Raw genomic sequence first — 23,155 nt, 5'->3', positions numbered from 1 at the left:
TTTCCCCCGCTGACGGGCTCTATCAGCCTCTCATAGTGACCGTCCGATGCTTTTTCCCCCGCTGACGGGCTCTATCAGCCCTTCATAGTGACCGTCCTCTGTTTTTTCTCCCGCTGACGGGCTCTATCAGCCCCTCATAGCGACGACCGCGTGGGGCAGCCTTTCCCCCGCCGCGCGGGGATTCATGACAGGGATACGGTCAGACTGCAGAATCGTTGGTGAAACAACACTTAGATAAAGATTTGAGCCTGGATACAGCAGAAATGCCATCATGTACAAACTAATTTGGGAGCATACAAGTATGAACAATTTCAACAGCATAAGGACTTAAATTTGCGTAATTCCCAATTAATTAACAAATAATTCATCAAATTCTTACAAATTATCCATTTTTTTCAATCCGTTCTCTTGGTATAATAACAATAGAAATTCAAGTGAAGTGTGTTCCACTTTTTTTAAAAAGTTATTATATAGTCCATTCTTAACAAAGAAGAACCCGTCGAGGCTGTAAAAGGTCTTGCGGGTTCTTCTTTATTTTAACGCGGTGAATGACTTGCGGGGCACATTCCAGACCTGCTAAAGCGTTAATGTGATAAAGGTCATTGAATTTGCCCGGGCATGATGGGAAAATATATCGATGCATTTATTTTTCAATTAATTAGAAAAATGACGTATAATGATTTTATGTTTCAAATTGCGTGAATTTTTCGGAAAGGGATTTTGCATTTATGATATTTGGATTAATCATTATCTTAATACTTGTGCTCTTTTTACCATTTACGGTGAAAAAGGTGGAGCACAATTTGGAAGCCTTCCTCTTTATTATGGGGATTGCCGCTGCTTCCATCAGCGGTATGATGAATTTTCATTTAATTGGGAAAGCTTTGCGCGACCCGATTCATATTACGCTTGCGGTTTTGATCGCCGGCTTGCTTTGTAAATGGGCGCAGGGCCCGCTGGAGCGCTCGATTCTCTCTCTGAGCAAGGCTCTGACACCGCGGATTTTCCTGGCATTAACGATTATTATTTTAGGACTGGCTTCCAGCATTATTACCGCGATTATTGCGGCGATCGTGCTGGTCATCATTGTCAATGTGCTGCCCCTCGACCGGGCGTCCGAGGTCCGCTATACGATTATTGCCTGTTTCGCCATCGGTCTTGGCGCTGCCTTAACGCCAATTGGCGAACCGCTTTCGACCATCACTGTCAGCAAATTAAATGAGGATTTCTTCTATCTGATTGATTTAGTCGGCTGGGAAGTCATTACTGCGGTAATCGCTTTTGCCTTGTTATCGATGGTTTTTGTCAGACCGCACGCAAGTTCACACGGCTTAGACTCGAAGCAGGCTTCCGAAAGCTATCGGGAAATACTCATTCGCTCCGCGAAAATTTATTTGTTTGTCATGGGGTTAACCTTCCTCGGACATGGATTTGAGCCGCTGATTGAAAAATATATTCTTGGTCTCAACCCGATGCTGCTGTACTGGATTAATATGATTTCAGCGATCCTTGATAACGCCACACTGGCTGCCGCCGAAATCAGTCCGACGATGGACAATGAGATGATTCGTGCCATCCTTCTCGGTCTGCTCATTAGCGGGGGGATGCTGATTCCAGGGAATATTCCAAATATCATTGCAGCCGGCAAACTCAACATCACCAGCAAAGAATGGGCCCGTTTCGGAGTTCCGGTCGGTCTGATCACCATGGCTGTATACTTTGTCGTATTGTTTTTAATTTAAAGCCAAACAAAACCACCCGGTACAGAACCGAGTGGTTTTTGTTTGAATCCGAGAGGCCGTAAATTCGACAGGTAACTGTGGCAGCCCCGAATTAGATCAAAATAGAAACGCAAGAACCTTCCCCCTGTTTTATCTTCTTTTTCTAAGGGAAATCACTAATGCTAGTAATCCTGCAATTAAAGCGGCAATGGATAGGTAGAGCGGGGCATTGCTTGTGCTTGATGCTGTTTCAGCCGCAGCTGTGTGCTCTACAGCAGTTCCTTCGTCCTCTGCCGCCGTATCAGCTTTTGTATCTCCGCTGTCATGTCCATGTGAGACTGAGGCATCGGCCGGGTTTACAACGGTGACAGAAGCCGGTTTTTCAGAGTCTGCAGCACCAACCCATTCCACTACACTTCCATCGCCGTAGGTTTGATACGCTTTCCACACGAGTTCTGTGGCATCATCGCCCACTTTTCCTTGAAAAAGAAACTGACCGAATTCAGTTGCCGACAGGCCGTTTCCTTCTGTCGTCCATGTTATGCTCGTCAATTTCCCCGTATCATCCTTTTGCACTTCGTATGTCCAGCCTGGTTTCGGCTCAACACGAGTAATATTCACTTCTTCAGGGAACTTCACTTCGACTTTTGTTGTCGGAGCCGCCTCGTTTTCCGATGGCACCCGCAGTGTGAACACTTCGTATTTTCCTTGTAATGTTTCCTGTGGCTGAACGGTGACATGAGCACTTGCTCCGCCTGCAAAAAGAGTAATCGCAGCGATCATCGATATGGTTAAAGATACTAACTTTTTCATTGTACATCCCCAATCGTTCTATATTTGACTTGATTCATACATTCCTATTGAGCAAAAATCTTACCGCACACCCAACAGACACTTTTTCACCATGCCATCTTTTAGTAAACCATAAACTCCGTGCTGAATACGCCCTCATTATCCTCTGAATCTAATATTCGCAGCTCGGCTGTCCAATTGCCGGCAAATGGAAGATATTGACCATCGATCATATAATGAACCTTCCCGGACTGCTCCGCTTGGGAAAAAGGTACTTGAATCGGCGCGACATCAGGATTGTCTTGGTATTTTAAAAATAGTTCAACGTTTTTAATCTCTATTCCCTCTTGAAGCGAGCCGGCTTCAACCATGAAATGATTGCTTCCCGGTGCTTTGGGAAAAATTGATGTCGTGAATTCAAGGTGTTTTTCTTGTTCATGCCACTCCAGCGGTTCATTTTGCGGGAGCGGGCTTAAGTGTGTAAAGACGCCTACAATCCCGACAATAACGAGCATCAGGCTAAAATCAATTTTCAGCAGCCTGCCGATTGCATGTTCTGACCTTTTTTTCCATGAATAGCGTAATATCCCACCCGTTACGGTGACCAATAAAACAATGGCCGCTTTGATTAATAACAGGATGCCCCATTTTGTATCGAACAAATAGCCGATTTGCGGCAAAAACAGAAACGTCGAAGCAGCTCCAGTTCCCATTAAAACCAGAATACTTATGAATGCCGCCTGTGAAAAAGCCGGGAGGAATTGTCTGACATGTTCCCGCTGTTTTTTCCAAAAAGCGAAGATATAGAATAACCCTCCCGCCCATATGGACGCTGCGAATAAATGAAGTACATCGATGGCAATAGTGAGAATTGGCGGGTCAAATGCCATCGCATGTCCGTTGATACTCTTTACTGTGAGAATCACGAAGACCCACAATCGATCCAGCCATGTAAAACGGAGTAACAGCGCAAAACCTAAAATAGACAACACCATGGATAGGAGCCAGGATATGCCAAGGGCAGTACCTGTTAAAAGCGGCCAAATTTCATCTGCACTCCAGCTGTTGAGTAATTCTGCGAATTGGAAATATCCCATGCCAATCGTTGTGATCAACAGCGCAGCTTGCAAATAACGTGCCTTCTGTCTAAAAGCTGCCCTCATTTCGCCGTGTTCTATTTTATTTACGGTGCCCCATATCATCCAGCCGGCAGTCAGGAGCAATGCCAGATAATACAGAATTCTGCTCACAGACTGAATCATGCTGGACAGTAAGGATGGATTTTCCTCGTTATGTAACTGGTTCATCTCACTTCTGGGAGCCGTTTTTTCCCCAATCGAGACAACGTACGAACCTTTGATAGGATGACCATCTGCTGATAAGACACTATAAGATATAGCGTAGTTTCCTTCTGGAAGCGATGGTAAATCCTGCGTGATCGTTTTCTGGTCTTTGCTCATCTCTGTTTCGCTTTTACTTACCTGCTCACCCGCTTCATTGAATACCTTTATCGAAAAAAGTTCCTTTTCCAATCTTTCATTAAACGTCAGAACAATTTCCTCAGGGAGAGCCGTTAAGGTGCTGTCCGGTGCCGGCTCAGCCTTTTCCAGCTGTGCATGAGCAAAAACTTCGTGCGGAATCATGAGAAAAAGGAAACTCAAACACAGCAGCGGTATCTTTCTGTACTGAACTATGCGTTCCTTCATCCTCTTCCGTCTTTCCTTCGCGAACAATCTATCACCTGCCTTATTCATTTTTCACCATTGTAGCGCAAAATGTTAACCATTCAAACATACTCTAACATGGCAGAAAAACATCATTAGAAATGAGAATCGTTATCGTTAAAATTAAATCATAAATTTGTGTGGAAACTGTGAACTTTTTCCTATAAAACAAACTTTTTTTCATCAGAAACATGGGGACGGTTTTCACGTTTCCCTAGATTTTACCAATTAGAAAGGATGTGGGTGAAATTCAATATACTCGCGAGGATGTAAGTCATTAACGGCACAGACTTCCCGAGCTTTTTCAAAATTTCTCTTGGCTTCAGACTTAAGCCTTCTTGGGAAAAATAACATAAAGAAATTCCTGATTCATATGATCATTTAAGCTCCTCTTAGATGGGATGGAATACTAGTATTATAGCAGAAAATACCGCGATGACTATTTGCTTTTGTCGAATTTTGTCGAAAACAAAACGCGAGAACCGTCCCCGCGTTTCGATAAACTATTTTTCTTTTTCGCGGGATATCTGTAAAATAGAATTACTAAATGCTAAGGGATGAACATTATGACAAAAAGGAAAAATGAGTTTTTTGAATGGACAAAGGCAATTCTAGTTGCTATTTTGATAGCTGTAGGGATTCGTACATTTTTATTTACACCGATTGTTGTAGATGGGGAATCGATGATACCCACTTTGCATAATGAAGACCGGATGGTTGTTTCTAAATTTGGCACTCCGGATCGGTTTGATATTGTTGTTTTTCATGCCGATGAATATAATGACTATATTAAACGGGTCATCGGACTGCCCGGCGATAAAATTGAATACAAAAATGATGTTCTTTATATCAATGATAAAGCGTATGCGGAAAAGTATTTAGACGAAAGCAAAAAGGAAATGAAAGCATTGTACGGTAAAGATGCCCTCCTCACAGAAGATTTTACCTTAAAGGAGCTTTGGGGCTATGAAACAGTGCCTAAAAATACCATTTTTGTCATGGGAGATAACAGAAGAAACAGCAAAGACAGCCGTCATATTGGAGTGGTCCCGTTAGACAAAGTAGTAGGCAATACCAATGTGATTTACTGGCCTTTAGAGGATATGAAGATTGTGAAATAATGATATTGAAAAAGGACGGCGGCGTGCCGTCCTTTTTCTATTGGCTCTGTTAAACTTGATTGTTGATTTCCGTTCCAGGCACGCACGGTTCTGCGGGCGACCGACGAGCCTCCTCGACACTTCGTGTCTGCGGGGTCTCGTCTGTCTCTTCTCTGAGCGGGAGTCTTCGTGCCTTCCACTCCAATTAACAAGGGACAAAAAGTCAACATTGACCTTTAACACAGCCTTTCTATTAATAGCCGACTTCGACTGATGCGACGACAATGTACATCAAATCGTTCTTATCGCCTTTTTCCGCTAACACTACCCCGCTTGTTGTCAGCATCCCGCCGTCCATCACTTCGACGGTTACGGTCCCAAATGGCAGGACGGCTTTTACCGCAGCGATATCAAGATTTTCCTTTTCCGCAGGTAACGCCAGTTTGACATTCACTTTCATATTATTAAAATCGTTATCAGGCAGCACAGAGGCTAGTCCCGGCATCGAATTAAAGTGGATCGCATTTTGTACCGCCCGGATGGCGGCTTTCGTGATATTTTGCCCGTGCACATCGATACCCATTCCTGTTTCAATAAACATAATCTTTTCCATGATCGATTCATCCTTTCGTGTTCCTATTTTCTCTATTCTATCCCTTTTGCGCGGCTGATGAAACAAGTGAAACACGGGGACGGCTCTACCGTTTTCATATTATTTTACAAGAATACCTATACATACCATTACGGGAATAAAATCGGGAAACGCGAGAAGCGTCTCCGCGTTTATTTAAATTGATATTTTATCCCCTTTTTGGGAAGAATAACAATATTCGTCCCGAAGGTGATATTATGTATATTTTCATTAATTTACTTTTTTTAATAGCAGGCTGTAAATGGGGGGATTGGCGGAACTGGCACCAGTATTATCCGACCATCCTCTTCCTTATTATTGGAGATCTATTATATGACTTCCTGCTCTATAATAAATCCATGTGGTTATTTCATGATCTCATTTTGCCAAACCATACAACGATTACCCTTTTATCGATGGCCGTGACTTATTCTGCCACCGTATTAATCTATTTAGGACGCTTTCCCGAAGGATGGAGAAAACGTTCGTTATGGTTTTTATTATGGTTGGGCATTTTTTCGCTGGCTGAATTTATTAACCATGAATTCGGTTTTATTACTTACCATAATGGCTGGAATTTTAGCTGGTCTATTCTATTTACCGTTATCATTTTCCTCCTATTGCCTATCCATTATAAAAAACCCCTGGCGGCATGGGTATTATCGCTCATCATTATCCTGTCCCTATTGAGTATCTTTAATGTGAATTTAGATGATATGAAATAGGACCTGATGAAATGAGCAAGTCTTGTACAGATAGAAAGGCACCATCCAGTTTTCTGGATAGTGCCTGGCAAGCACCCGATTAACTTTTCTTCCCTTGAATCTTCAACTGCATCTCCGCATCGCTCATATTCGGATATTTTCGCGGTGTACTTTTGCTAAGGGCCTTCTTCAACTCTGCACTTGCATCATCATTCGTGTTATATCGTTTATCCATAGATCGCGTCCCCCTCCTTTTTCGTATCTTAGTATGATCGAAAAAGAAGGATTCATTCTCTCCAGACCAGCCTGCACCAAATTTGGAAGATATTACGGAAACGCAGGAACCGTCCCCTTGTTTCAGTGTGACTGCAGGTCTTTTTTGCTGTAGGCTTTGTAGGTGATGATGGTTAAGGCGGTGATGAGGACAGCTGATAATAGGATATAGCCGACGTCTAGACCGCTGCCGAACATGAGATATTTTGCTTCAAAGTATTTGAATGGCGTTGCGTATTTTAGCACCTTAAGACCCTCGTTTAGGTCGATGGCTACCGAGAGCATGTAGGTGAGGAGCATGATCGCAGCCGCCAGGGATGCCGCGCTTTTGGCTTTTCTTTTTACCGCCGCAAGAGCACTGCCAAGAACCATGAACAGCACCTGTAAAATAAACATTCCTACAAGCGTGAGGACAATTTTTCCATTCATATCGGCACCTTCATTGTTGTAGCCTCCCAGGATCACGATGAACGACACGAGGTTCACCACGTTGTAGATGACGATATTGGTCAGCGCCGCTGCTAATTTGGCCGTGACCACGGTGTTGCGTGAGACTGGCTTCACCAACAGAAACTCATACGTCTTGTCGCGCTCCTCCTTGGCAATAATCGCCGCCCCGAGCATTGCGGCATGGATCGCCGCCATTAACAGCATATAAATATAGAGAATCGTGTAATAACCGGCAACTGTCGAGACATCGACCTCGCCAAAGCCGAGGACAATCCGGATCGATTTCGGGATATCGCCGATGAGCTCATTTATCGACTGCCCTTGCGCTGAATAGGCATCAAACTTTGCCATCCCCGCGATGATCATCAGAATCACGCCGAGGCACCACAGAACCAGCGATTTCCGCTGAAACTTTAATTCTTTTAGAAAAATATTCATGATTCACACCCCCTTACACAGCATGGATATCCCGTTTAAGATAGACGATGAAACTTGCCGCGACAGCTCCCGCAATGATCAGCGCACCTGCAATTACAAACGGTCCTTCATAGGCTTTATTTTGCAAAATAAAGCTCGTGTCAAAGTATTTAAACGGCGAAAGATAGCGTTTCGCGGACTCCCCGGAATCACTCAGCATGCCGAGAAAATAAAAACCAAAGACGGTCGCCAGTGACACCGTCAATACCGATTTCACTTTCGGCACAGAAACAGAAATCACAATCCCGATAGCCAAAAAGATCAGCTGCACGAAAAACAGCGTGAGTGACAGCATCAGAAATACTTTATAGCTAAAATCATCCGTCTTGACCTGGAACAGTACCAAGCTTGCTGCCGCCAAATAGAGAATGTTCGTGATGGCGAGCGATGTAAGGGCAGCCAGGAACTTCGCTGTGAGTACCTTCTGCCGCGTCACCGGCTTCGTTAAGAGAAAATCCGCTGTTTTATCATGAACCTCCTTGCTGACAATGGAGGTGCCGAGATTCATCGCCTGCACCGCCCCGCACAGCGTCACAAAGGTTAACGGGAAACAATAAAAGCCGAGGATGGTAAAAAAAGCACCCAGATTGACGCCCAACGCCTGCCGCACCGCTTCCGGATATCCCTCCATGATTTTCGTAAAGGCCTCGGCATCCGCAGCGAATGCAGAGTAAAACGACATATAAAGAGACACAATCGCAATTAAGGAAATCGTCCAAATCAGCGTTGATTTCCGATAAGCCTTTAATTCATGCAGATAAATGTTCATCGCCCTTTACGCCTCCGTTTCATAATAATGAAGGAAAATCTCCTCAAGGTCGGGTTCTTCAATCCATAGGTTGACCAGTTCAATCTGCGCGAGCTGTTGCAAAACGGTGTTGATGTTGCCTTTAAATAGGAAACTGACTGTGCTGCCATGCACTTCTAATTTCGTCACGCCGTCGAGCTGGAAGTAAGACGCGCCAAGTGCCGTTTTCGTTTCGACCTTGAACTTTTTATAGTTGGTTTCCTGCAGCGTACTGATTTTTTCCACCGCCACGAGCCGGCCTTCTTTAATAATGGCAACACGGTTACACAGCCTTTGCACCTCTGTCAAAATATGGGATGAGAACAGAATCGTCGCTCCCTTTTGATTTTCCTCCTTGAGCAGGTCGAAAAACTTTTGCTGCATCAGCGGGTCTAAGCCGCTCGTCGGTTCATCGAGGATGATCAGCTTCGGTTCATGGAGCAGACCTTGCACGATCCCGACTTTCTTTTTATTGCCGAGCGAGAGGTCATCGATTTTTTTCGTTAAATCAAGATTCATGATCTCGGCCAATTCTTTGATCCGCTTACTGCAGTCTTTTTTATAAAAGCTAGCTGAATATTTTAATAGGTCGATAACCTTCATATTGTCATAGTAAAACACTTCTGATGGCAAATAGCCGATTTGCTTCTTGATTTCCGGCGCGTGTTTCAGGCAATCCTTGCCGAAAATCTTCGCGCTGCCGCTCGTCGGGTATATTAACGACAGCAGCGTGCGAATCAGCGTCGATTTGCCGGCACCGTTCGGACCAATGAAACCGAAAATCTCCCCCTCCTCAACCGTAAAGCTGACGTCGGTAATCCCTCTTGCTTTGCCGTAATTCTTTGTCAGATGGCTGATTTCGATTGCATTCATTGTCATGGCCCCCTTTTAAATGGATGGTGGTGAGGCTTTGGCCGGCGGTCCGGCTTCCTTTGGATGTAAAACCCGTCCGCCGTTAAAACCTCATCAGTGATAAAAACATTTAATTAAAACGTCAAAATACTGCTCGGCCTCTTGCCTGATTTCTGCATAATTGATTTCGTGCCCCGGCGCGAACTTTGCTTTATAAAGCACCTCTTCACTCATTTTTTCAAAGGTAAAGGTAATAATTTTTAAGACGATTTTGAGATCCACATCAGCGCGGAACTTGGAGTAATCGATTCCTTCGAAAAATTTCCCCATGTTGATGTCGGTCATTTCCCGTTTCTTTTTCTCCAGCTCAGGCTTGATCTCCGCGGCATCCTCCAAAAACGCCTCTTCCATAAACTTAAAAATGTCCGGATATTGGGTCAGCATTTCCATTTTGATGTGAACCGCCTCGCGAATTCTTTTGAAAAAATCAGGCTCAGTCAAGTCTATCTTTTTATAAAATTCAGCCACAACCATGTCATAGCAATAATCAACGAGAAACAAGTAGAGCTGCTTTTTGTTCTGAAAGTAATGGAACAAGAGCCCCTTCGAAATCCCCGCCTCTTTCACCATTTCATTAGTCGATGCGCGCTCATATCCTTTCTGAGCAAATTCCTTCATCACAGCATTGACGATACGGTCCTGTTTCTCTGAATCCAGCCGCAAAAACTTGGCAAACATCCTAAACGCCCCCTTTGCCCTTAGTATACCCAAGCCATTGACCATATCAGTCAACTCAATTGTAATCCCGTTGACCAAATCGGTCAAGATAAACAAGGGGACGGCTCTCCCGTTTCCCTAATATTTTCCATTTACAAAAAAAAAACGATTCTCTCGTTTCTTTTTTTAGATCAAAATGAATATACTCTCACAGTCAGAATGGTTAACGATTATCACCTTTGCTCAGCTTCTTTCTGGCTGGCTTATTTGATGCACATTTTATTTATGGGGGTATCTTACGAGTGGGAACGACGAAATTTATCGGGATTCATCAACTTACCTATGATCGGGCACGGAAGGAAATACAGACGGGAGATATTTTTTTTAGCAGCGGTGATTATCTTGTCAGCCAGCTGATTAGAAAAGCCTCGAACTCCATGTTTAGCCATGTCGGTGTGCTCTGTCACTGGAATGATCGGGTAGTGGCTTTTGAAAGTGTTGAAGATGATGGTGTCAGGGCCGTGCCGCTGTCTCATTACCTTTTCAATTATGAAAACTCCAAGCAAAAGTACAACGGTAAATTATTTGTTGCGCGGCACGAGGCTTTGAATGATCCTCTTTTTGAAAAAGTAAAGCTGTCCAGGATGGTGGGCAAAGCTATTGATCTGCTTAATTGCCAGTATGATAAAAGCGGCATAGCCGAAATTGTCGCACGGATTAGCTTAGGTATAGGCCGGCACAAAGATGATGAACAATATATTTGTTCAGAATTCGTCGACGAATGCTTTAAGCAGCTCGATGTTAAATTCCAGCGCGATGCAAAAGGTTTTATCTACCCGGAGCATATCGCGGATGATGCGAATGTTAAGCCATTGTTTGAAATTATTTAAAGACAGGGGGACGGCTCTCCCATTTCCCCAATATTTTCCAAATGGAACACAGAGATGGTTTTTGTGTTACTTATTAGAGAGCAAAATCAGGACGTCACTGTGGCGCCCTGATTTTTCGTGCCTTATTCAATTTTAATATGTCCTTTGACGACTGTTGTCCCCTTGCTTTTACCGGTTATAAAGATTGTCTGTTCTTTTTCAATGATCGTCAGTTCTACTTGCGCGCCGGCGTAGACCGGGGCTTGGAAGGACAGGCTGTATTGGATGTGCCGCGGCCCCAGCCCTAATTCGTTTGCAACGACGCTCCATACCTTTGCCATCGTCAGCATGCCGTGAGCGATTGTGTGCGCAAAGCCATGTGCTGCCGCATATTCTTGGTCGAAATGAATCGGATTGAAATCGCCGGACAGCGCGGCGTAGCCTTCGATGTCCTTTTCTGACACTTTAAAGTGAATGGTTTTCATTCAAACCACCTGCAATCAAATGAGAGATTCCAGTAAAGCAAAGGTTTTCCTGCTCATCATAGATTTCCAAATCCTGCTGGATAAACGTCCGGTTATGACGCGAAGAATGATTCGTCAGCGTGACGCTGCCGGTATAAATTTGGTCCGTGTACATCACCTGATGCAGCCTGCACTCCTGCTTCCGGTGAATCACCGGCCCCTTCAGTGTCCACGGTATTTCAATATGGCGATAGGCAGCAAAAGGCATCGCAGGCGGGAGAGGAATTCCCTCGTACCCCAGCTCTTGGGCGGCTTGCGGACTATGATAAATTGGATTTTGCTCACATGATAATTCGCTATATTGACGCACTTCTTCTTTTGTAAAAATAAAGGCATAACGCTCTGTCTTCATTTCATCACCTCAGGTTATAGTCACAATAGGCTGCAGCGGCATATCCCGCTCCTCTAAAAAACACAGTGATACCCCGAATTTCGTTAGAACCAGTGGGGGGTTCTTTTTTCCGCGCCAGCAATTGTTCGGGGCATCACTCTGGTTTTCAAGGGAGGATAGCTGATGAAGACCTTTTTCCAGCACGCTCATTCATTTTTGTCCTTCATACCACCGATGAAGGACTCACCCCCGCTCAGAAACGGCTTCAAACAATACCGCAACTCCTACGCCTCCGCCGCTGCCGATGGCTGCCACCACATATCTTGCCTGCGGGCGCCTCTGAACTTCATAGAATAGTCTTGTCACTAAAACAGCACCCGATGCGCCATATGGATGACCAATGGTCAGCGCCCCGCCGCGGACGTTTATTTTTTCATACGGAATGGACAGCTCCTGAGCACAGACAGCAATTTTTGCAGCAAAGGCTTCGTTAATTTCAAACAAGTCTACATCCTCGATCGTAAGCCCATTTCTTTGCAGCAATTCCCCAATCGCCGGGACCGGAGCGTAAGCCGGATAATACGAATGCACACCAGATACTTGGCTGTCAACGAAGCGCAGCACTGGCTTGTAGCCTAATTCCTGAGCCAGACCTTCTTCCATCACCAGGACAGCACTCGCCCCATCATGGATCCCGCAGCTATTAGCCGCCGTCACTGTGCCATTTTTCACAAAAGCTGAACCCGCCCGCTGCACCAATTTCTCCATATTCCGCTCGCGCTGCCATACCTCATCCTGGCTCAGTCCGGCAAGCGGAAGAATCTCATCCTCATAAAGCCCGGTCAAAAAGGCATCACGGCCCCGCTGCCAGCTTAACAAGGCATATTCATCCTGCATGTTCCTCGTGATGGCAAATTTCTCTGCCACATATTCGGCAGCAACACCCATATCGGGATCGCCAATGCTGTCAGGAGAAAAGCGCGCCCGCTCTGGAAACGGCGAAGTGCTGACACTCTCAACGCCGCCCGCCGCATAGCAGGAGCCAGCGCCGGCACGAATAAAAAGACACGCCATGCGGATGGCCTCGAGACCGGCACTGCACTGCCGGTCAAGCGTCACTCCCGGTACGGAAAATGGAAGACCTGCTTCCAAAACTGATAAGCGTGCGATATTGCCGCCGGGTCCAACGACATTGCCGAGAATCACGTCATCCACCCGCTCCTCTACGCCTGAGCTGAGAGCCGTGAGAATCGGCGCTGCCAACTTCTCCGCCGGCAAGTGGCGGAGCGCTCCATTCTGCCGCGCAACCGGCGTTCTTTTTGCCGCAACAATGACTGCCTGCTTCATTTTATGGCATGTCTCCTTTCTATTTTCCTTGGCACAGCCCGCAATCGGGGGAACTGGTCTGTTTTTTCTAAAAAACGATATATGAATAAAAGTCGATGATATATTGTAAAAGTTGACGATAAATCTCTAGAAGTCGACGATTTACGCCTTTAGCTTCCTATATGGAACGGAGAGCGGACATGCTTTCCGTTAAAATGCCTTTAATTCTGCCCTCTCGCTGCTGTCAAATCTGCCCTCTGCTTCTCTTCCAACATCATCCGCAGTTCCCCGCGGGCGATTTTCCCGCTCGTTGTCAACGGCATTTCCTCGATAAAGAACCATTTTCGCGGCACCTTATACGACGCCAAATGGGCTTTGCACAAGCGCTTCAACTCAAGCACGGCGGCATCTCCCTGCACAGCCGCTGCTGTAATCTGCCCCCAGTAAGGATCGCTCAAGCCAACCACCGCCGCCTTTTCGACCGCAGGATGCATTGTCAAAACGGCCTCTATTTCCTCCGGGAAAATATTCAGCGCGCCATACAGGATCATATTATTTTCCCGGCCGGCCACATAGAGACAGCCCTCTTCATCAAGCCGGTCCATGTCATGCACCGTTACCCAGCCCTCTTCATCGGCAATCGGCTGGGGCTTCTCTCCTGGTTTTTCCATATAGCCGATAATCGTCATCGGACTGCGCACATAAACTTTGCCGATTTCATCCACAGCTGCGGCTTCCCCGTTTTCGCGCCGAATTTGCACGCTGACATTATGAAACGGCCGGCCAACCGAATTCGGCTTTTTTTCATCATTCGAAAAAGAAACAAAGCTCAGCTCGCCGGCACCATAAAACTCATTCAAGGTCAAGTTCGGGAACATCCCCCGAATTCTTTTTCTTGTGTGCGCTTCGAACTTGGCGCCCGAAGAGATCATTTTCAGATCCTGCTCCACTACTGTGTTTTTTCCAAGCAAGGCCTCTGCCATCGTCGGCACTAAATAAAGCACGGAAACGGCTTGTTCCTTCAGGACGGAAAGGGTTTTTTCAGGGGAAAATTTCTCTAACAAGTACAATGTGCCGCCAATGAATAAGGTGCTGATGGCTCCATATAAAAAATGGGAATGGATCAGCGGCCCCGGAATCAGTACATGGTCGTTTTCATGAATTTGAAATTCGCGGCGGGTGCAGGCAAAGCTCTCGATCCAAGAGAGATGCGAGCGGATAAAGGCCTTCGGGGATCCGGTTGAACCTGAAGTGAAGCCCAGGTAAAACGGCAAGTCTTCGCTGCCGGCGTCCGCCATTGGTGCAGTTCCGGCGATTTCCCCAGCGCACTCCTCCCAGATTCGAATATTTGCCTGCGGCACGTTTACTTTTGGCAAAAGACTTTCCGTTGTAATCAAAACAGCAGGATCAGAAAGCTCGAGGCGCTTAGACAGCTCCTCCGCCTTCCACTTCAAATCAAGCGGAACCGCTGTCCAGCCGGCTGCCGCTGCTCCGGCAAAGACTTGCAGAAACGGAATTCCATTTGGCAAATAGAGACAGACGCATTTATTTTCATACCCAAGTGATTGAAACCAGGCCGCGGTTCTCCTTACGGCCTCATCCCATTCACGATAGCTAAGCGCATCCTCTTTCGTTCGAATGGCTGTTTTTTCCGGAAAAGTGAGGGCATGGCGTGAATACGGCGAAGTAATCACGGCCTTATCCCTCCTTCACTTGCGGCGGAACGGCTTTCGCAAAATTGCGGTAAATGATCGGATACTTTTGTAATCGATAAACGAGAACGGAGGCAATCGCGGCCTTAATAATATCTCCAGGCAGATAGACAAGACTCAGTTTGATTGTTTCCAATAGCGGCAGATTCATCATCAATGCCTGCACTGGAATTCCTGTTAAATAAACAGTGAAAATCCCAACCGTCAGATTCGTGCCTATAATATGTCTAAACTTAAGTGTGCGAATTTTCGAAAAAATAAAGCCGATACAGAAAGCAGCAAGCGGATACCCGATCAAGTAACCGGCACTCGGACCGAAAAATACCCCGATCCCTCCGCGCCCGCCGGATAAAAGCGGCATGCCAGCGGCTACCAATAGTAAAAAGACAATCATACTTAAGGAACCCAGCCGTGCTCCAAGAACTCCCCCGGCTAAGACCACTCCAAGTGTTTGCAGCGTAATCGGCACGGGAGTAAACGAAAGTGTAATCGGAGGCAGCAGTCCCAAAACCCCCATAATCGCAGCAAACAAAGCCACATAGGTCATTTCTTTAATCTTCATAATAACTCTCCCCTAGTTAACTAAAATATAAAGTACGTTGACATAAATTTACCGTGACTACCCCTAATATGTCAACTCAATTTTACCTTCAGTTAACATAAAAACAGGGGGACGATTCTCCCGTTTTCATAATATTTTCCATTATTACCGTCGTAATCCGCCCCTTCAATAAAACAGGGAAACACAAAAACCATCCCCGCGTTTCTTTTAGCTCTGGTTTTTGGTATAGTATGGAGGATATTGGGTTTGCCGTCTATCATTGGAACTAGGGGATCCAGGTTTATTCCAAGGAAATTGAGGAGTGGTGAAATGATTGCCAGATGGCTGTTGGTCAATATTTTAACTGTGATTGCAATCGTTCTATGGAGCTTGTATCGCGGCTATGATTCACTTTATATACTGCTTGGAAAAATGGCTGCGCAGACGGCCTTCGTTTTATTTTTAATCAACGTCAACATGTATTTCGTGTTTCTCCTTATTCGGAAAAGCAAAGTGCGTAATGTAAAGGTGCGCCTGGCTAAGATTTCAAAAACGATGATGAAATATCATATTCCGCTTGCGATTACGGCTTCCCTGCTCATTGTGATTCACGGAGCGATGATGGTGAATGCGCATAGCAGCGAGCTGGGGAATGTGAAGATCCTCGCTGGTGCCCTGTCACTCAGCCTCCTCGCTGTTCTCTTATACAGCGGTCTGCTGCGGCATCGAAAAGCAACGGGAAAGCGGAGAAAATTTCATTACACAATGGCCTTTATCTTTTTCGGATTTGTGATTTTGCATATCTTTTTATAGCAGGAAAAAACAGGGAGATGGTTCTGCCGTTTCCATCATATCCCCCATAATTGGTGTGGATCTACCATTATTTTAATAAACTAGGGAAACGCGGGAATCCTGCGTTTCTTCACCGTGTTGTTTCCCTGTATCTGATATTGATAATTTTTTCTGTGCCATTATCAAAGGTAATGTCTACAAAAACACCGAATTCTTTGTTGTTTTGTTTTAGCCAAAGCTTGAACTTTTCCGTGGAAGTGGCTGCTCCTTTTTCCCTGCCAATATGGAGATAATCCACGATTTGGGCCTGCGGATACTTTTCCTGCACACGTGACATCGCAATCTGTCCCCATTTTGCATACGGCGGTATCGGCCGCTCTGTTTGGACAACTTCACCCGCCAAACTGGGAGATACGGGACTGCCAATGAACAATAAAGCGAAAACGATCGGAAGCGCTAGAAATAATCTCATCTTGTTTCAAACCTCTTTTTTCATTAAGCTCTGCAAAAGCGGGCGGAATTATTCTTCGCTCATACCATTTGACAAATTCCGATCGTCACTTTGACGCTCCGAACTTGGTGAAGGAGAGCAGGTGACGCAATCAAGACATCGGCGTATCAAAATTCCGCAGACAGCAAAAAAACCGGCGGTAGGAGGCCGCCAGTTTCAAAATGGGGATGGTCTAGAGGAGGTCATTGATTCTTTTTAAGGAGGGATTTTTTTCGGAGAAGTTGACCATTAAAGATATGGATATTCATTGTATATTTTTGTCCTTCGCCAGGAAAATATCCTTAAAGCGAAATCGCAAAATACCTCGCTTTTATCCGAGAACGTTTTCATTTCCACGCATTACTTTTTTATTTGGCTTTGTTAAATCTTGTTGCTGATTCATCAACACTAAACTTTAACTGAGCCTTTTATTTATAGATAAAATGTCTTGATGTGATGTCATATGATGGGTTTGTTCAATTTGAATTAAGCGTTTGTTCAAGCTGTCCACTTTTTCAATTAGCTTAGCCTGCACTCTGATCAAATTTTCCAGAAGAAGTTCGAGGTTTTGTTCATTATTAAGGTTAACCGTCATTTTTCCACCTCACCTAGCACAATGGGATTAGTTTTCCTGCAATCTAACGTCATTCTGCTCCTGTACCGTCTCCATGACTGATACTGGTTCAACATGGTGGATGATATCGTCTGACCGCTTCGTACCAAGAAAGCGAATCGTTTCGGCGACTACTTCAGTCACATAAATTCTCCGCCCTTCGCTATTGTTGTAGTTGCGGGTTTGAATTCTGCCGGTAACTCCTACCAGCGAGCCCTTCTGGCAATACTTTGCGGTATTTTCAGCTGCTTTTCTCCATAGCTTGCATTGGACAAAATCGGCATCTATTTCACCTTGTTGGTTGCGATACTGCCTGTTTACGGCAAGGGTAATGCTTGCGACTGACAAACCATCCGGCGTTAGCCGTAAATCCGGATTTTTCGTCAGTCTGCCCACGAGCGTAACCTGATTTATCATCATTTTTCTCCTTTCTTTGCTGATGTGTTTATCATACTTCCATGGTTCATTGATGTAAAATCGGAAAAAATGGTCTTTATAGCAGACTTAATCGCTTAAACATTAAATTCAGGGTATCGTTTCTGTTATTTTTTAGTATTTATCCACAAATATCTTGAAATTTCCAAATCGGGAGGATTTTTTTAGGTGAGTGGGGAGCGGATTTTCCGGGAAGTTTCACTTCCCCCTGTGGGGCGGCGTTTTGTTGAGGCTGTTTTTGCTTTCGTTGTGCGGAACATCTTATGAGGGCGGTTTCGCACAACGGACCCAAGGCCTCTATGAGGATCAAAAAAAGCAAGGGAACAAATCCCCTGCCTCTTTTCCGTTATCTGTCTTTGTTATCCGGATCGTTTCTGTCTAGCTTGTCTTCGATAATGTCCTCTTGCGGCGTATTTTCGTCAGTAGCCGGATCGCCATCATTGTCAGTATTAATGTCATTGGTATGGTTGTCATTCCCCACATTGTTGTCTAGGATGTTATCATCATCGTTGTTGTCATTATTCAAGTCGTTGTCATTGTTCATGTTGCCGTTGTGATCATTGACATCATTGTGATCTGTGACGCCATTATCTTCCGGTGGTGGGTTCTGATCGTTATCATCATTATTATTACATCCCGCTAATAACATTATGGATAACAAAGACCCACCTATTACGGTTAATAACTTTTTCTTCATACGATAAATCCCCTTTCGCTGCTTTTAATTTGTAAAGACCTTCCTTTGGTCTTTAGTTAGGTTGTCCCAATGGCTGATTTTATTGCATTATTTTTTTAAAAAAAAGGTCTTTTAAACTTGATTGTTGATTTCCGTTCCAGGCACGCACGGTTCTGCGGGCGACAGACGAGCCTCCTCGACACTTCGTGTCTGCGGGGTCTCGTCTGTCTCTTCTCTCCCGCGGGAGTCTTCGTGCCTTCCACTCCAATCAACAAGGGACATAAAAATCAACATTAACCTTTAACACATCCAAAAAAATAAAGGATGGCTCTGAAAAGAACCATCCCCATTTACGTATTAATTATTTTTTTGAATCGCAAACATGATTTCCGCTTCCAGCGATACTTTTCCATCGACCTTCGAAAGAACTTTTCCTTTTCCGATGCCGCGTCTAACCGTCAGCAGCTCCACTTCGGTGACAATCGTATCCCCTGGCCGTACCGGATGTTTAAATCTTAGCTTGTCCACACCGGCAAACAAAGCAATGGCACCTCTGTATTCATCCATCGATAGAAGGGCCACCGCCCCAACCTGCGCCGCGTGCTCCAGCGCCAAAACGCCCGGCATAACCGGATACTGCGGAAAATGTCCGTTGAAATACTCTTCATTCGCCGTCACATTTTTCAAACCGACAGCCCGCTTTCCAATTTCTAATTCCGTGATTTTATCCACCAATAGAAACGGATAGCGATGCGGAATGATTTCCTTAATTTGATCAATATTTAGTTCCATAGTTATGTACACTCCTTATTTGGCCTAAGACCCAGCAATTGAAAGCAATAAAGCAGCACAGAATGCTGCCATTCATTTACATGTATGTCAAAGAAAAGTATAACCGCTCAGATAAGCAGTTTCAACCATTGGTCACGGCTGGATGGCCAGGGTCATTCCCCCCGGCCCCCGCTCTATTTCTTCTGAATCAAATCATAAATATGCGTCCATGTTGCAGGTTTAAATACGTCCAATACAGCTCCCTCTCCAAGTACACCGTAGCCAACCATCGCTCCAATAAGCGCAAAAACAATCATCAGCAGAAACACGATCAAGAATTTGAGCCAGATTGGAATTAAGCGAACCTGTTTTTTTATTTTCTTTTCCGTTCTCTTTTTATCTTTCTTCTCACTCTTTTGTTTTCTTAACAACTCACGGCTGGTTTGTGCTTCATTCATTGCCATCGATTTTTCCCCTTTATCTCATTCCGTTTATGAGACCCATCATTTGGTCCGCAATACTCATAGAACGCGCTTGGAATTGATAGGACCGCTGCGCATTCATCAAGTCTGTCATTTCCTTGGCTAAATCCACATTTGACTGCTCGAGCGCCCGCTGCTGAATGGCGATCTCACCAGGACTGTCCGCGTTCATATTTGTAACGGCCGCTCCCCTGCTCTGTTCATCGGCATTGATTGGAAACCCAAGCAAATTTCCGCCTTTCTGCTCAAGAAACTGTGGCTTATCGATTCGCGTTACCCCAAGATTAACATTCTGCGCCACGCTGCCGTCTGCTTTTATCACAAGAACATGACCATTTTTGTCAATCTGAATTTCCTTCGTCTCTCCTTGAAGGAAAATTGGCTGATTGTTCTCATTCAGCACAGGATTCCCGGCACCTGTCACCAGCATCATTTCCGTCTCCGAAAGCGGCGACAAATAAAACGTCCCGTCGCGCGTATACATGATGTCCTCCGTCTTTGCATCATAGACACGGAAATACTGCCCTTCCTTCGTAAACGCCACATCCAGCTCCCGGTCCGTTGTCTTTAAAGACCCCTGTGCCATCATGATCTGAACCTGGGCCAGCTTCGCTCCAGTACCCGAACGAATTCCATTCGGCGTCAGCCGCCCAACTTCCATCGAGGCATTCGGCTGATTATTCAGCTGCTGCACCAGCAAGTCCGTAAACTTGGCATCGCGCTTTTTAAACCCCGTCGTATTCACATTGGCAATATTATTCCCAATTACATCAATTTTCTTCTGAATCTGCCCCAGCGTATTGGACGCCGTATTCATAATCCGATTCACCTTATCACCTCCAAATTCACTGTGACGCCACGAATTTTGTCTAATTCATTATAGCTTTCCGACCTCGTTAACCGTTTTTTGTAAGCTGTTATCATAGGCCTGCAGTACTTTTTGGTTCGCTTCAAACGAACGGTAGGCTGTCATCATTTCCGTCATTGTCTGTGCGGTATCGACATTGGACTGCTCCAGAAAGCCCTGCTCCGTTTTAAACAGCACACCATCCACACCGTAAGCATCCGGCAGTTCATTTTGCGCGCGGAACAGACCGTCACCTTCTTTCACCAGGCTCATCGGGTTGTCCGAATACGCCACGCCGATTCTTGCCGTCTTGCCCTTTGCATCCGTGATATTGCCAGCCTCATCAAGGGTAAACTCCTCACTGGAAAGCTGAATCCGCGCACCATCCCTATCAAGCACATACAGCCCGCTCGCCGTCGTCAAAAAGCCCTGGTTGTCGAGCGTGAAATTCCCGTTCCTTGTATAGCGCGTCTCGCCTTTCGCGTTCTCTATTGTAAAAAAGACAGACCCCGGACTTCCTGTTTCCGGGTTTAGCGGAAGGTTGAGATCCAACAGAGCCACATCCGTGTTTAATTCGGTTTCCTGGATTCCGCCCTGAAGAAACTTCGGCATCGTTTCCTGTAAATAGACACCTGTATTCAGCGGTCCGATTGTTTTTTGCAGCGGCAAGCTGAATTCTCCAGTGTTCTCCTGTTCAAACCGCTTTAACAGCATCTCAGGAAATGCTCTAAGTGAAGCCTGATCCGCCTTGTACCCAGGCGTATTCGCATTGGCCAAATTATTGGCCAGCATTTCCGTCTTCCGCTGCTGCGACAGCATCCCATATGAAGCATTATAAAACCCTCTGAGCATGCACCCACCTCATTTCTCTTTTTATCTGAAAAATAAACCGTCCCACATTTATATAAAATTTTTATGATATTCCAATAATCAAATTCGCCCCGTCGAATTTGCGCCCGATTTTTTTCGAGCTCGCTCGAAAAATTTCCTTTGAAAAATCGAGGCATCCGCCGGAGGCTTAACTTCATTCAGCCAGAGTTTTTTGAACCCCAACTGAATTGGATAACTTTATTGCATACACCCTTACCTTTAGAAGATGTAAGACTTATGCTGAATGAAGTTTATACATACCTTCTTTTATTATAGAAAAAAAAGTCGAAAAGATATAGTCAGTTTTTAAGAAAGATGGCGCTTGTTGTAGAAATAGTACCTTCCTCTTTATTCCATGCGGTGATAAGAATGGGACAAGGGACCTGTCCCCCTGACCCAAAAAAAGCCCGCTGCAGGAGTCTTTGCTCCCTGCAGCGGGCTTTCATTTGCTTAGATAAATTTTCTTCTTGGCAGTTTGTCGATATTGTCTAACATCATGCCGGTTCCGATCGCTACGCAGTCCATTGGATTTTCGGCTACCAGTACAGGCACCTTTAATTCTTCGGCTAGGAGCATGTCGATGCCGTGAAGCAGCGCACCGCCTCCTGTTAAGATTACACCGCGGTCAATGATGTCCGCAGATAATTCCGGCGGAGTCCGCTCCAGCACGCTTTTCGCCGCCTGAACAATGACTTCAACAGACTCGCGAAGACAGGTTTCAATTTCCTCTGAATTTACAGTAATGGTACGCGGCAGACCTGAAACCATGTCGCGGCCCCTGATATCCATTTCTTCTACTCTAGAGCCAGGGAAACAGGTTCCAATATTAATTTTAATATTTTCCGCTGTCCGTTCCCCGATAAGAAGTTTGTATTGTCGTTTAATATAATGAAGAATTTCATTATCGAATTTATCACCGGCCATTTTGATCGATGAAGAGGTTACGATATCCCCCATTGAAAGCACGGCCACATCGGTTGTACCGCCACCGATATCGACGACCATATTTCCGCTTGGCATAAAAATATCCATTCCGGCTCCAATGGCTGCTACCTTAGGCTCTTCCTCCAAATAAACCTTCTTGCCTCCGCTCTTCTCAGCTGCTTCTTTAATCGCCTTTTGCTCTACACTGGTAATATTCGTCGGGCAGCAGATTAAAATGCGCGGCTTAGAAAGGAATCCTTTAACATTCAGTTTATTGATAAAATGCTTCAGCATCGCTTCCGTCACATCGAAGTCAGCAATGACCCCATCCTTCAGCGGGCGGATGGCAACAATATTCCCCGGTGTCCGTCCGACCATACGGCGGGCTTCTTCACCCACGGCCAGCACCCGGTTGGTGTTTTTATCAATCGCAACAACGGATGGTTCATTCAATACAATTCCACGGCCTTTTACATGAATTAATACGTTAGCCGTTCCTAAGTCAATCCCAATATCCCTTGCGAACATTGCTCGTTTTTCCTCCTTATCCTATTGGTCGGATGTTTTTATTTTTATCGTCAGCATGCTTTATTACCCATGGACGTGAATATTCTTCTTAAAGCACCAAAGGGATGAACCCCAGCACAGATGTTATTTTCCGACTCAACTATCCTGTAAAATGCCAACGCTTCTCTTTGTAGATAATTTTCAAAAAAATGCGCAT

The 23,155-nt window shown here is 45.2% G+C and carries 26 protein-coding genes; 5 read left to right on the top strand and 21 right to left on the bottom strand.

Annotation, left to right across the window (positions count from 1 at the left end; genetic code table 11):
• Window positions 1-728: 728 nt before the first annotated feature.
• A complete protein-coding gene (locus HNR53_RS18960; RefSeq protein WP_184528987.1) occupies window positions 729-1,742 on the top strand; it encodes a DUF1646 family protein in 1,014 nt (337 codons plus the stop codon).
• A gap of 129 nt (window positions 1,743-1,871) precedes the next feature.
• Here HNR53_RS18960 and HNR53_RS18955 read toward each other — a convergent pair whose 3' ends face one another.
• Together HNR53_RS18955 and HNR53_RS18950 are read right to left on the bottom strand one after the other, a co-directional pair.
• Entirely contained in the window at window positions 1,872-2,534 is a 663-nt protein-coding gene (locus HNR53_RS18955; protein ID WP_184528985.1) for a YcnI family copper-binding membrane protein, read from the bottom strand.
• Window positions 2,535-2,635: 101 nt separating this feature from the next.
• Window positions 2,636-4,219 (bottom strand): copper resistance CopC/CopD family protein, encoded by a 1,584-nt coding sequence (locus HNR53_RS18950; RefSeq protein ID WP_184528983.1) that lies wholly within the window; start codon window positions 4,217-4,219, stop codon window positions 2,636-2,638.
• Window positions 4,220-4,803: 584 nt separating this feature from the next.
• On the opposite strand from HNR53_RS18950, the gene lepB reads away from it, so the two are divergent.
• Window positions 4,804-5,358, top strand: a complete 555-nt coding sequence (lepB, locus tag HNR53_RS18945) for a signal peptidase I (RefSeq protein WP_184528980.1) — start codon at window positions 4,804-4,806, stop codon at window positions 5,356-5,358.
• A 232-nt stretch (window positions 5,359-5,590) separates the two neighbouring features.
• Here the strand turns inward: lepB and HNR53_RS18940 are convergent, their stop codons facing one another.
• Window positions 5,591-5,950, bottom strand: coding sequence for a Lin0512 family protein (locus HNR53_RS18940; protein WP_184528979.1), 360 nt, complete (start codon window positions 5,948-5,950; stop codon window positions 5,591-5,593).
• Window positions 5,951-6,186: 236 nt separating this feature from the next.
• Here HNR53_RS18940 and HNR53_RS18935 point away from each other — a divergent pair, with 236 nt between their 5' ends.
• Window positions 6,187-6,693, top strand: coding sequence for a CBO0543 family protein (locus HNR53_RS18935; RefSeq protein ID WP_184528976.1), 507 nt, complete (start codon window positions 6,187-6,189; stop codon window positions 6,691-6,693).
• 79 nt (window positions 6,694-6,772) lie between these two features.
• Here HNR53_RS18935 and HNR53_RS23510 read toward each other — a convergent pair whose 3' ends face one another.
• From HNR53_RS23510 to HNR53_RS18915, 5 genes are all read right to left on the bottom strand, one after another.
• The gene (locus HNR53_RS23510; protein ID WP_281391860.1) at window positions 6,773-6,907 is read right to left on the bottom strand and encodes a hypothetical protein; all 135 of its coding nucleotides are present in this window, start codon (window positions 6,905-6,907) and stop codon (window positions 6,773-6,775) included.
• Window positions 6,908-7,029: 122 nt separating this feature from the next.
• On the bottom strand, window positions 7,030-7,833 hold the full coding sequence (locus tag HNR53_RS18930) for an ABC transporter permease subunit (protein WP_184528974.1): 804 nt from the start codon (window positions 7,831-7,833) through the stop codon (window positions 7,030-7,032).
• A gap of 13 nt (window positions 7,834-7,846) precedes the next feature.
• Window positions 7,847-8,641 (bottom strand): ABC transporter permease subunit, encoded by a 795-nt coding sequence (locus HNR53_RS18925; RefSeq protein ID WP_184528972.1) that lies wholly within the window; start codon window positions 8,639-8,641, stop codon window positions 7,847-7,849.
• Between the two features lie 6 nt (window positions 8,642-8,647).
• Window positions 8,648-9,532 carry an ABC transporter ATP-binding protein gene (locus tag HNR53_RS18920; RefSeq protein WP_184528970.1) on the bottom strand — a complete coding sequence of 295 codons (885 nt, stop codon included), beginning with the start codon at window positions 9,530-9,532 and terminating at the stop codon, window positions 8,648-8,650.
• A 93-nt stretch (window positions 9,533-9,625) separates the two neighbouring features.
• A complete protein-coding gene (locus HNR53_RS18915) occupies window positions 9,626-10,345 on the bottom strand; it encodes a TetR/AcrR family transcriptional regulator (protein WP_246439683.1) in 720 nt (239 codons plus the stop codon).
• A gap of 185 nt (window positions 10,346-10,530) precedes the next feature.
• Here HNR53_RS18915 and HNR53_RS18910 point away from each other — a divergent pair, with 185 nt between their 5' ends.
• Window positions 10,531-11,118 carry a YiiX/YebB-like N1pC/P60 family cysteine hydrolase gene (locus HNR53_RS18910; protein ID WP_184528968.1) on the top strand — a complete coding sequence of 196 codons (588 nt, stop codon included), beginning with the start codon at window positions 10,531-10,533 and terminating at the stop codon, window positions 11,116-11,118.
• A 122-nt stretch (window positions 11,119-11,240) separates the two neighbouring features.
• On the opposite strand, the gene HNR53_RS18905 is transcribed toward HNR53_RS18910, so the two are convergent.
• The 5 genes from HNR53_RS18905 to HNR53_RS18885 all read right to left on the bottom strand — a co-directional run bounded on the left by HNR53_RS18905 (window position 11,241) and on the right by HNR53_RS18885 (window position 15,552).
• Window positions 11,241-11,582, bottom strand: coding sequence for a MaoC family dehydratase (locus HNR53_RS18905; protein WP_184528966.1), 342 nt, complete (start codon window positions 11,580-11,582; stop codon window positions 11,241-11,243).
• Window positions 11,563-11,973, bottom strand: coding sequence for an FAS1-like dehydratase domain-containing protein (locus tag HNR53_RS18900; RefSeq protein WP_184528964.1), 411 nt, complete (start codon window positions 11,971-11,973; stop codon window positions 11,563-11,565). The genes HNR53_RS18905 and HNR53_RS18900 overlap by 20 nt, the downstream gene beginning before the upstream one ends.
• Window positions 11,974-12,195: 222 nt before the next feature.
• Window positions 12,196-13,299: an acetyl-CoA C-acyltransferase gene (locus HNR53_RS18895; RefSeq protein WP_184528962.1), complete on the bottom strand. Its 1,104-nt coding sequence runs from the start codon at window positions 13,297-13,299 to the stop codon at window positions 12,196-12,198.
• 200 nt (window positions 13,300-13,499) lie between these two features.
• Window positions 13,500-14,972: an AMP-binding protein gene (locus tag HNR53_RS18890; protein ID WP_184528960.1), complete on the bottom strand. Its 1,473-nt coding sequence runs from the start codon at window positions 14,970-14,972 to the stop codon at window positions 13,500-13,502.
• Between the two features lie 4 nt (window positions 14,973-14,976).
• The gene (locus HNR53_RS18885; protein ID WP_184528958.1) at window positions 14,977-15,552 is read right to left on the bottom strand and encodes a biotin transporter BioY; all 576 of its coding nucleotides are present in this window, start codon (window positions 15,550-15,552) and stop codon (window positions 14,977-14,979) included.
• Between the two features lie 309 nt (window positions 15,553-15,861).
• On the opposite strand from HNR53_RS18885, the gene HNR53_RS18880 reads away from it, so the two are divergent.
• Window positions 15,862-16,344 (top strand): hypothetical protein, encoded by a 483-nt coding sequence (locus HNR53_RS18880; protein ID WP_184528956.1) that lies wholly within the window; start codon window positions 15,862-15,864, stop codon window positions 16,342-16,344.
• Between the two features lie 109 nt (window positions 16,345-16,453).
• Here HNR53_RS18880 and HNR53_RS18875 read toward each other — a convergent pair whose 3' ends face one another.
• From HNR53_RS18875 to mreB, 8 genes are all read right to left on the bottom strand, one after another.
• Window positions 16,454-16,795 (bottom strand): YqzG/YhdC family protein, encoded by a 342-nt coding sequence (locus tag HNR53_RS18875; RefSeq protein WP_184528954.1) that lies wholly within the window; start codon window positions 16,793-16,795, stop codon window positions 16,454-16,456.
• 640 nt (window positions 16,796-17,435) lie between these two features.
• Window positions 17,436-17,843 carry a single-stranded DNA-binding protein gene (gene ssb, locus HNR53_RS18870; RefSeq protein ID WP_184529007.1) on the bottom strand — a complete coding sequence of 136 codons (408 nt, stop codon included), beginning with the start codon at window positions 17,841-17,843 and terminating at the stop codon, window positions 17,436-17,438.
• Between the two features lie 364 nt (window positions 17,844-18,207).
• Window positions 18,208-18,558, bottom strand: a complete 351-nt coding sequence (locus tag HNR53_RS18865) for a hypothetical protein (RefSeq protein ID WP_184528952.1) — start codon at window positions 18,556-18,558, stop codon at window positions 18,208-18,210.
• A 336-nt stretch (window positions 18,559-18,894) separates the two neighbouring features.
• Window positions 18,895-19,329 carry a 3-hydroxyacyl-ACP dehydratase FabZ gene (fabZ, locus tag HNR53_RS18860; RefSeq protein ID WP_184528950.1) on the bottom strand — a complete coding sequence of 145 codons (435 nt, stop codon included), beginning with the start codon at window positions 19,327-19,329 and terminating at the stop codon, window positions 18,895-18,897.
• A 173-nt stretch (window positions 19,330-19,502) separates the two neighbouring features.
• Window positions 19,503-19,772: a DNA-directed RNA polymerase subunit beta gene (locus HNR53_RS18855; protein ID WP_184528948.1), complete on the bottom strand. Its 270-nt coding sequence runs from the start codon at window positions 19,770-19,772 to the stop codon at window positions 19,503-19,505.
• A gap of 13 nt (window positions 19,773-19,785) precedes the next feature.
• The gene (locus HNR53_RS18850) at window positions 19,786-20,619 is read right to left on the bottom strand and encodes a flagellar hook-basal body complex protein (RefSeq protein WP_184528946.1); all 834 of its coding nucleotides are present in this window, start codon (window positions 20,617-20,619) and stop codon (window positions 19,786-19,788) included.
• Between the two features lie 48 nt (window positions 20,620-20,667).
• Window positions 20,668-21,489 (bottom strand): flagellar hook-basal body protein, encoded by an 822-nt coding sequence (locus HNR53_RS18845; protein ID WP_184528944.1) that lies wholly within the window; start codon window positions 21,487-21,489, stop codon window positions 20,668-20,670.
• Window positions 21,490-21,957: 468 nt separating this feature from the next.
• Window positions 21,958-22,959 carry a rod shape-determining protein gene (gene mreB / locus HNR53_RS18840; RefSeq protein WP_184528942.1) on the bottom strand — a complete coding sequence of 334 codons (1,002 nt, stop codon included), beginning with the start codon at window positions 22,957-22,959 and terminating at the stop codon, window positions 21,958-21,960.
• Between the last annotated feature and the right edge of the window lie 196 nt (window positions 22,960-23,155).

This window comes from Bacillus benzoevorans (assembly GCF_014207535.1).
Taxonomy (GTDB): domain Bacteria; phylum Bacillota; class Bacilli; order Bacillales; family Cytobacillaceae; genus Bacillus_BD; species Bacillus_BD benzoevorans.
This window is presented reverse-complemented; position numbering and strand designations above follow the sequence as displayed.

Excerpts from the sequence above, each read along its gene's own strand:
- fabZ (WP_184528950.1), bottom strand. The coding sequence starts at position 19,329 with ATGGAACTAAATATTGATCAAATTAAGGAAATCATTCCGCATCGCTAT.
- HNR53_RS18940 (WP_184528979.1), bottom strand. The coding sequence starts at position 5,950 with ATGGAAAAGATTATGTTTATTGAAACAGGAATGGGTATCGATGTGCAC.
- mreB (WP_184528942.1), bottom strand. The coding sequence starts at position 22,959 with ATGTTCGCAAGGGATATTGGGATTGACTTAGGAACGGCTAACGTATTA.
- HNR53_RS18935 (WP_184528976.1), top strand. The coding sequence starts at position 6,187 with ATGTATATTTTCATTAATTTACTTTTTTTAATAGCAGGCTGTAAATGG.
- HNR53_RS18895 (WP_184528962.1), bottom strand. The coding sequence starts at position 13,299 with ATGAAGCAGGCAGTCATTGTTGCGGCAAAAAGAACGCCGGTTGCGCGG.
- HNR53_RS18950 (WP_184528983.1), bottom strand. The coding sequence starts at position 4,219 with ATGAAGGAACGCATAGTTCAGTACAGAAAGATACCGCTGCTGTGTTTG.
- HNR53_RS18885 (WP_184528958.1), bottom strand. The coding sequence starts at position 15,552 with ATGAAGATTAAAGAAATGACCTATGTGGCTTTGTTTGCTGCGATTATG.
- HNR53_RS23510 (WP_281391860.1), bottom strand. The coding sequence starts at position 6,907 with ATGGATAAACGATATAACACGAATGATGATGCAAGTGCAGAGTTGAAG.
- HNR53_RS18905 (WP_184528966.1), bottom strand. The coding sequence starts at position 11,582 with ATGAAAACCATTCACTTTAAAGTGTCAGAAAAGGACATCGAAGGCTAC.
- HNR53_RS18845 (WP_184528944.1), bottom strand. The coding sequence starts at position 21,489 with ATGCTCAGAGGGTTTTATAATGCTTCATATGGGATGCTGTCGCAGCAG.
- HNR53_RS18875 (WP_184528954.1), bottom strand. The coding sequence starts at position 16,795 with ATGAGATTATTTCTAGCGCTTCCGATCGTTTTCGCTTTATTGTTCATT.
- HNR53_RS18900 (WP_184528964.1), bottom strand. The coding sequence starts at position 11,973 with ATGAAGACAGAGCGTTATGCCTTTATTTTTACAAAAGAAGAAGTGCGT.
- HNR53_RS18925 (WP_184528972.1), bottom strand. The coding sequence starts at position 8,641 with ATGAACATTTATCTGCATGAATTAAAGGCTTATCGGAAATCAACGCTG.
- HNR53_RS18960 (WP_184528987.1), top strand. The coding sequence starts at position 729 with ATGATATTTGGATTAATCATTATCTTAATACTTGTGCTCTTTTTACCA.
- HNR53_RS18855 (WP_184528948.1), bottom strand. The coding sequence starts at position 19,772 with ATGGCAATGAATGAAGCACAAACCAGCCGTGAGTTGTTAAGAAAACAA.
- HNR53_RS18880 (WP_184528956.1), top strand. The coding sequence starts at position 15,862 with ATGATTGCCAGATGGCTGTTGGTCAATATTTTAACTGTGATTGCAATC.
- HNR53_RS18865 (WP_184528952.1), bottom strand. The coding sequence starts at position 18,558 with ATGAAGAAAAAGTTATTAACCGTAATAGGTGGGTCTTTGTTATCCATA.
- HNR53_RS18930 (WP_184528974.1), bottom strand. The coding sequence starts at position 7,833 with ATGAATATTTTTCTAAAAGAATTAAAGTTTCAGCGGAAATCGCTGGTT.
- lepB (WP_184528980.1), top strand. The coding sequence starts at position 4,804 with ATGACAAAAAGGAAAAATGAGTTTTTTGAATGGACAAAGGCAATTCTA.
- HNR53_RS18920 (WP_184528970.1), bottom strand. The coding sequence starts at position 9,532 with ATGAATGCAATCGAAATCAGCCATCTGACAAAGAATTACGGCAAAGCA.
- ssb (WP_184529007.1), bottom strand. The coding sequence starts at position 17,843 with ATGATAAATCAGGTTACGCTCGTGGGCAGACTGACGAAAAATCCGGAT.
- HNR53_RS18955 (WP_184528985.1), bottom strand. The coding sequence starts at position 2,534 with ATGAAAAAGTTAGTATCTTTAACCATATCGATGATCGCTGCGATTACT.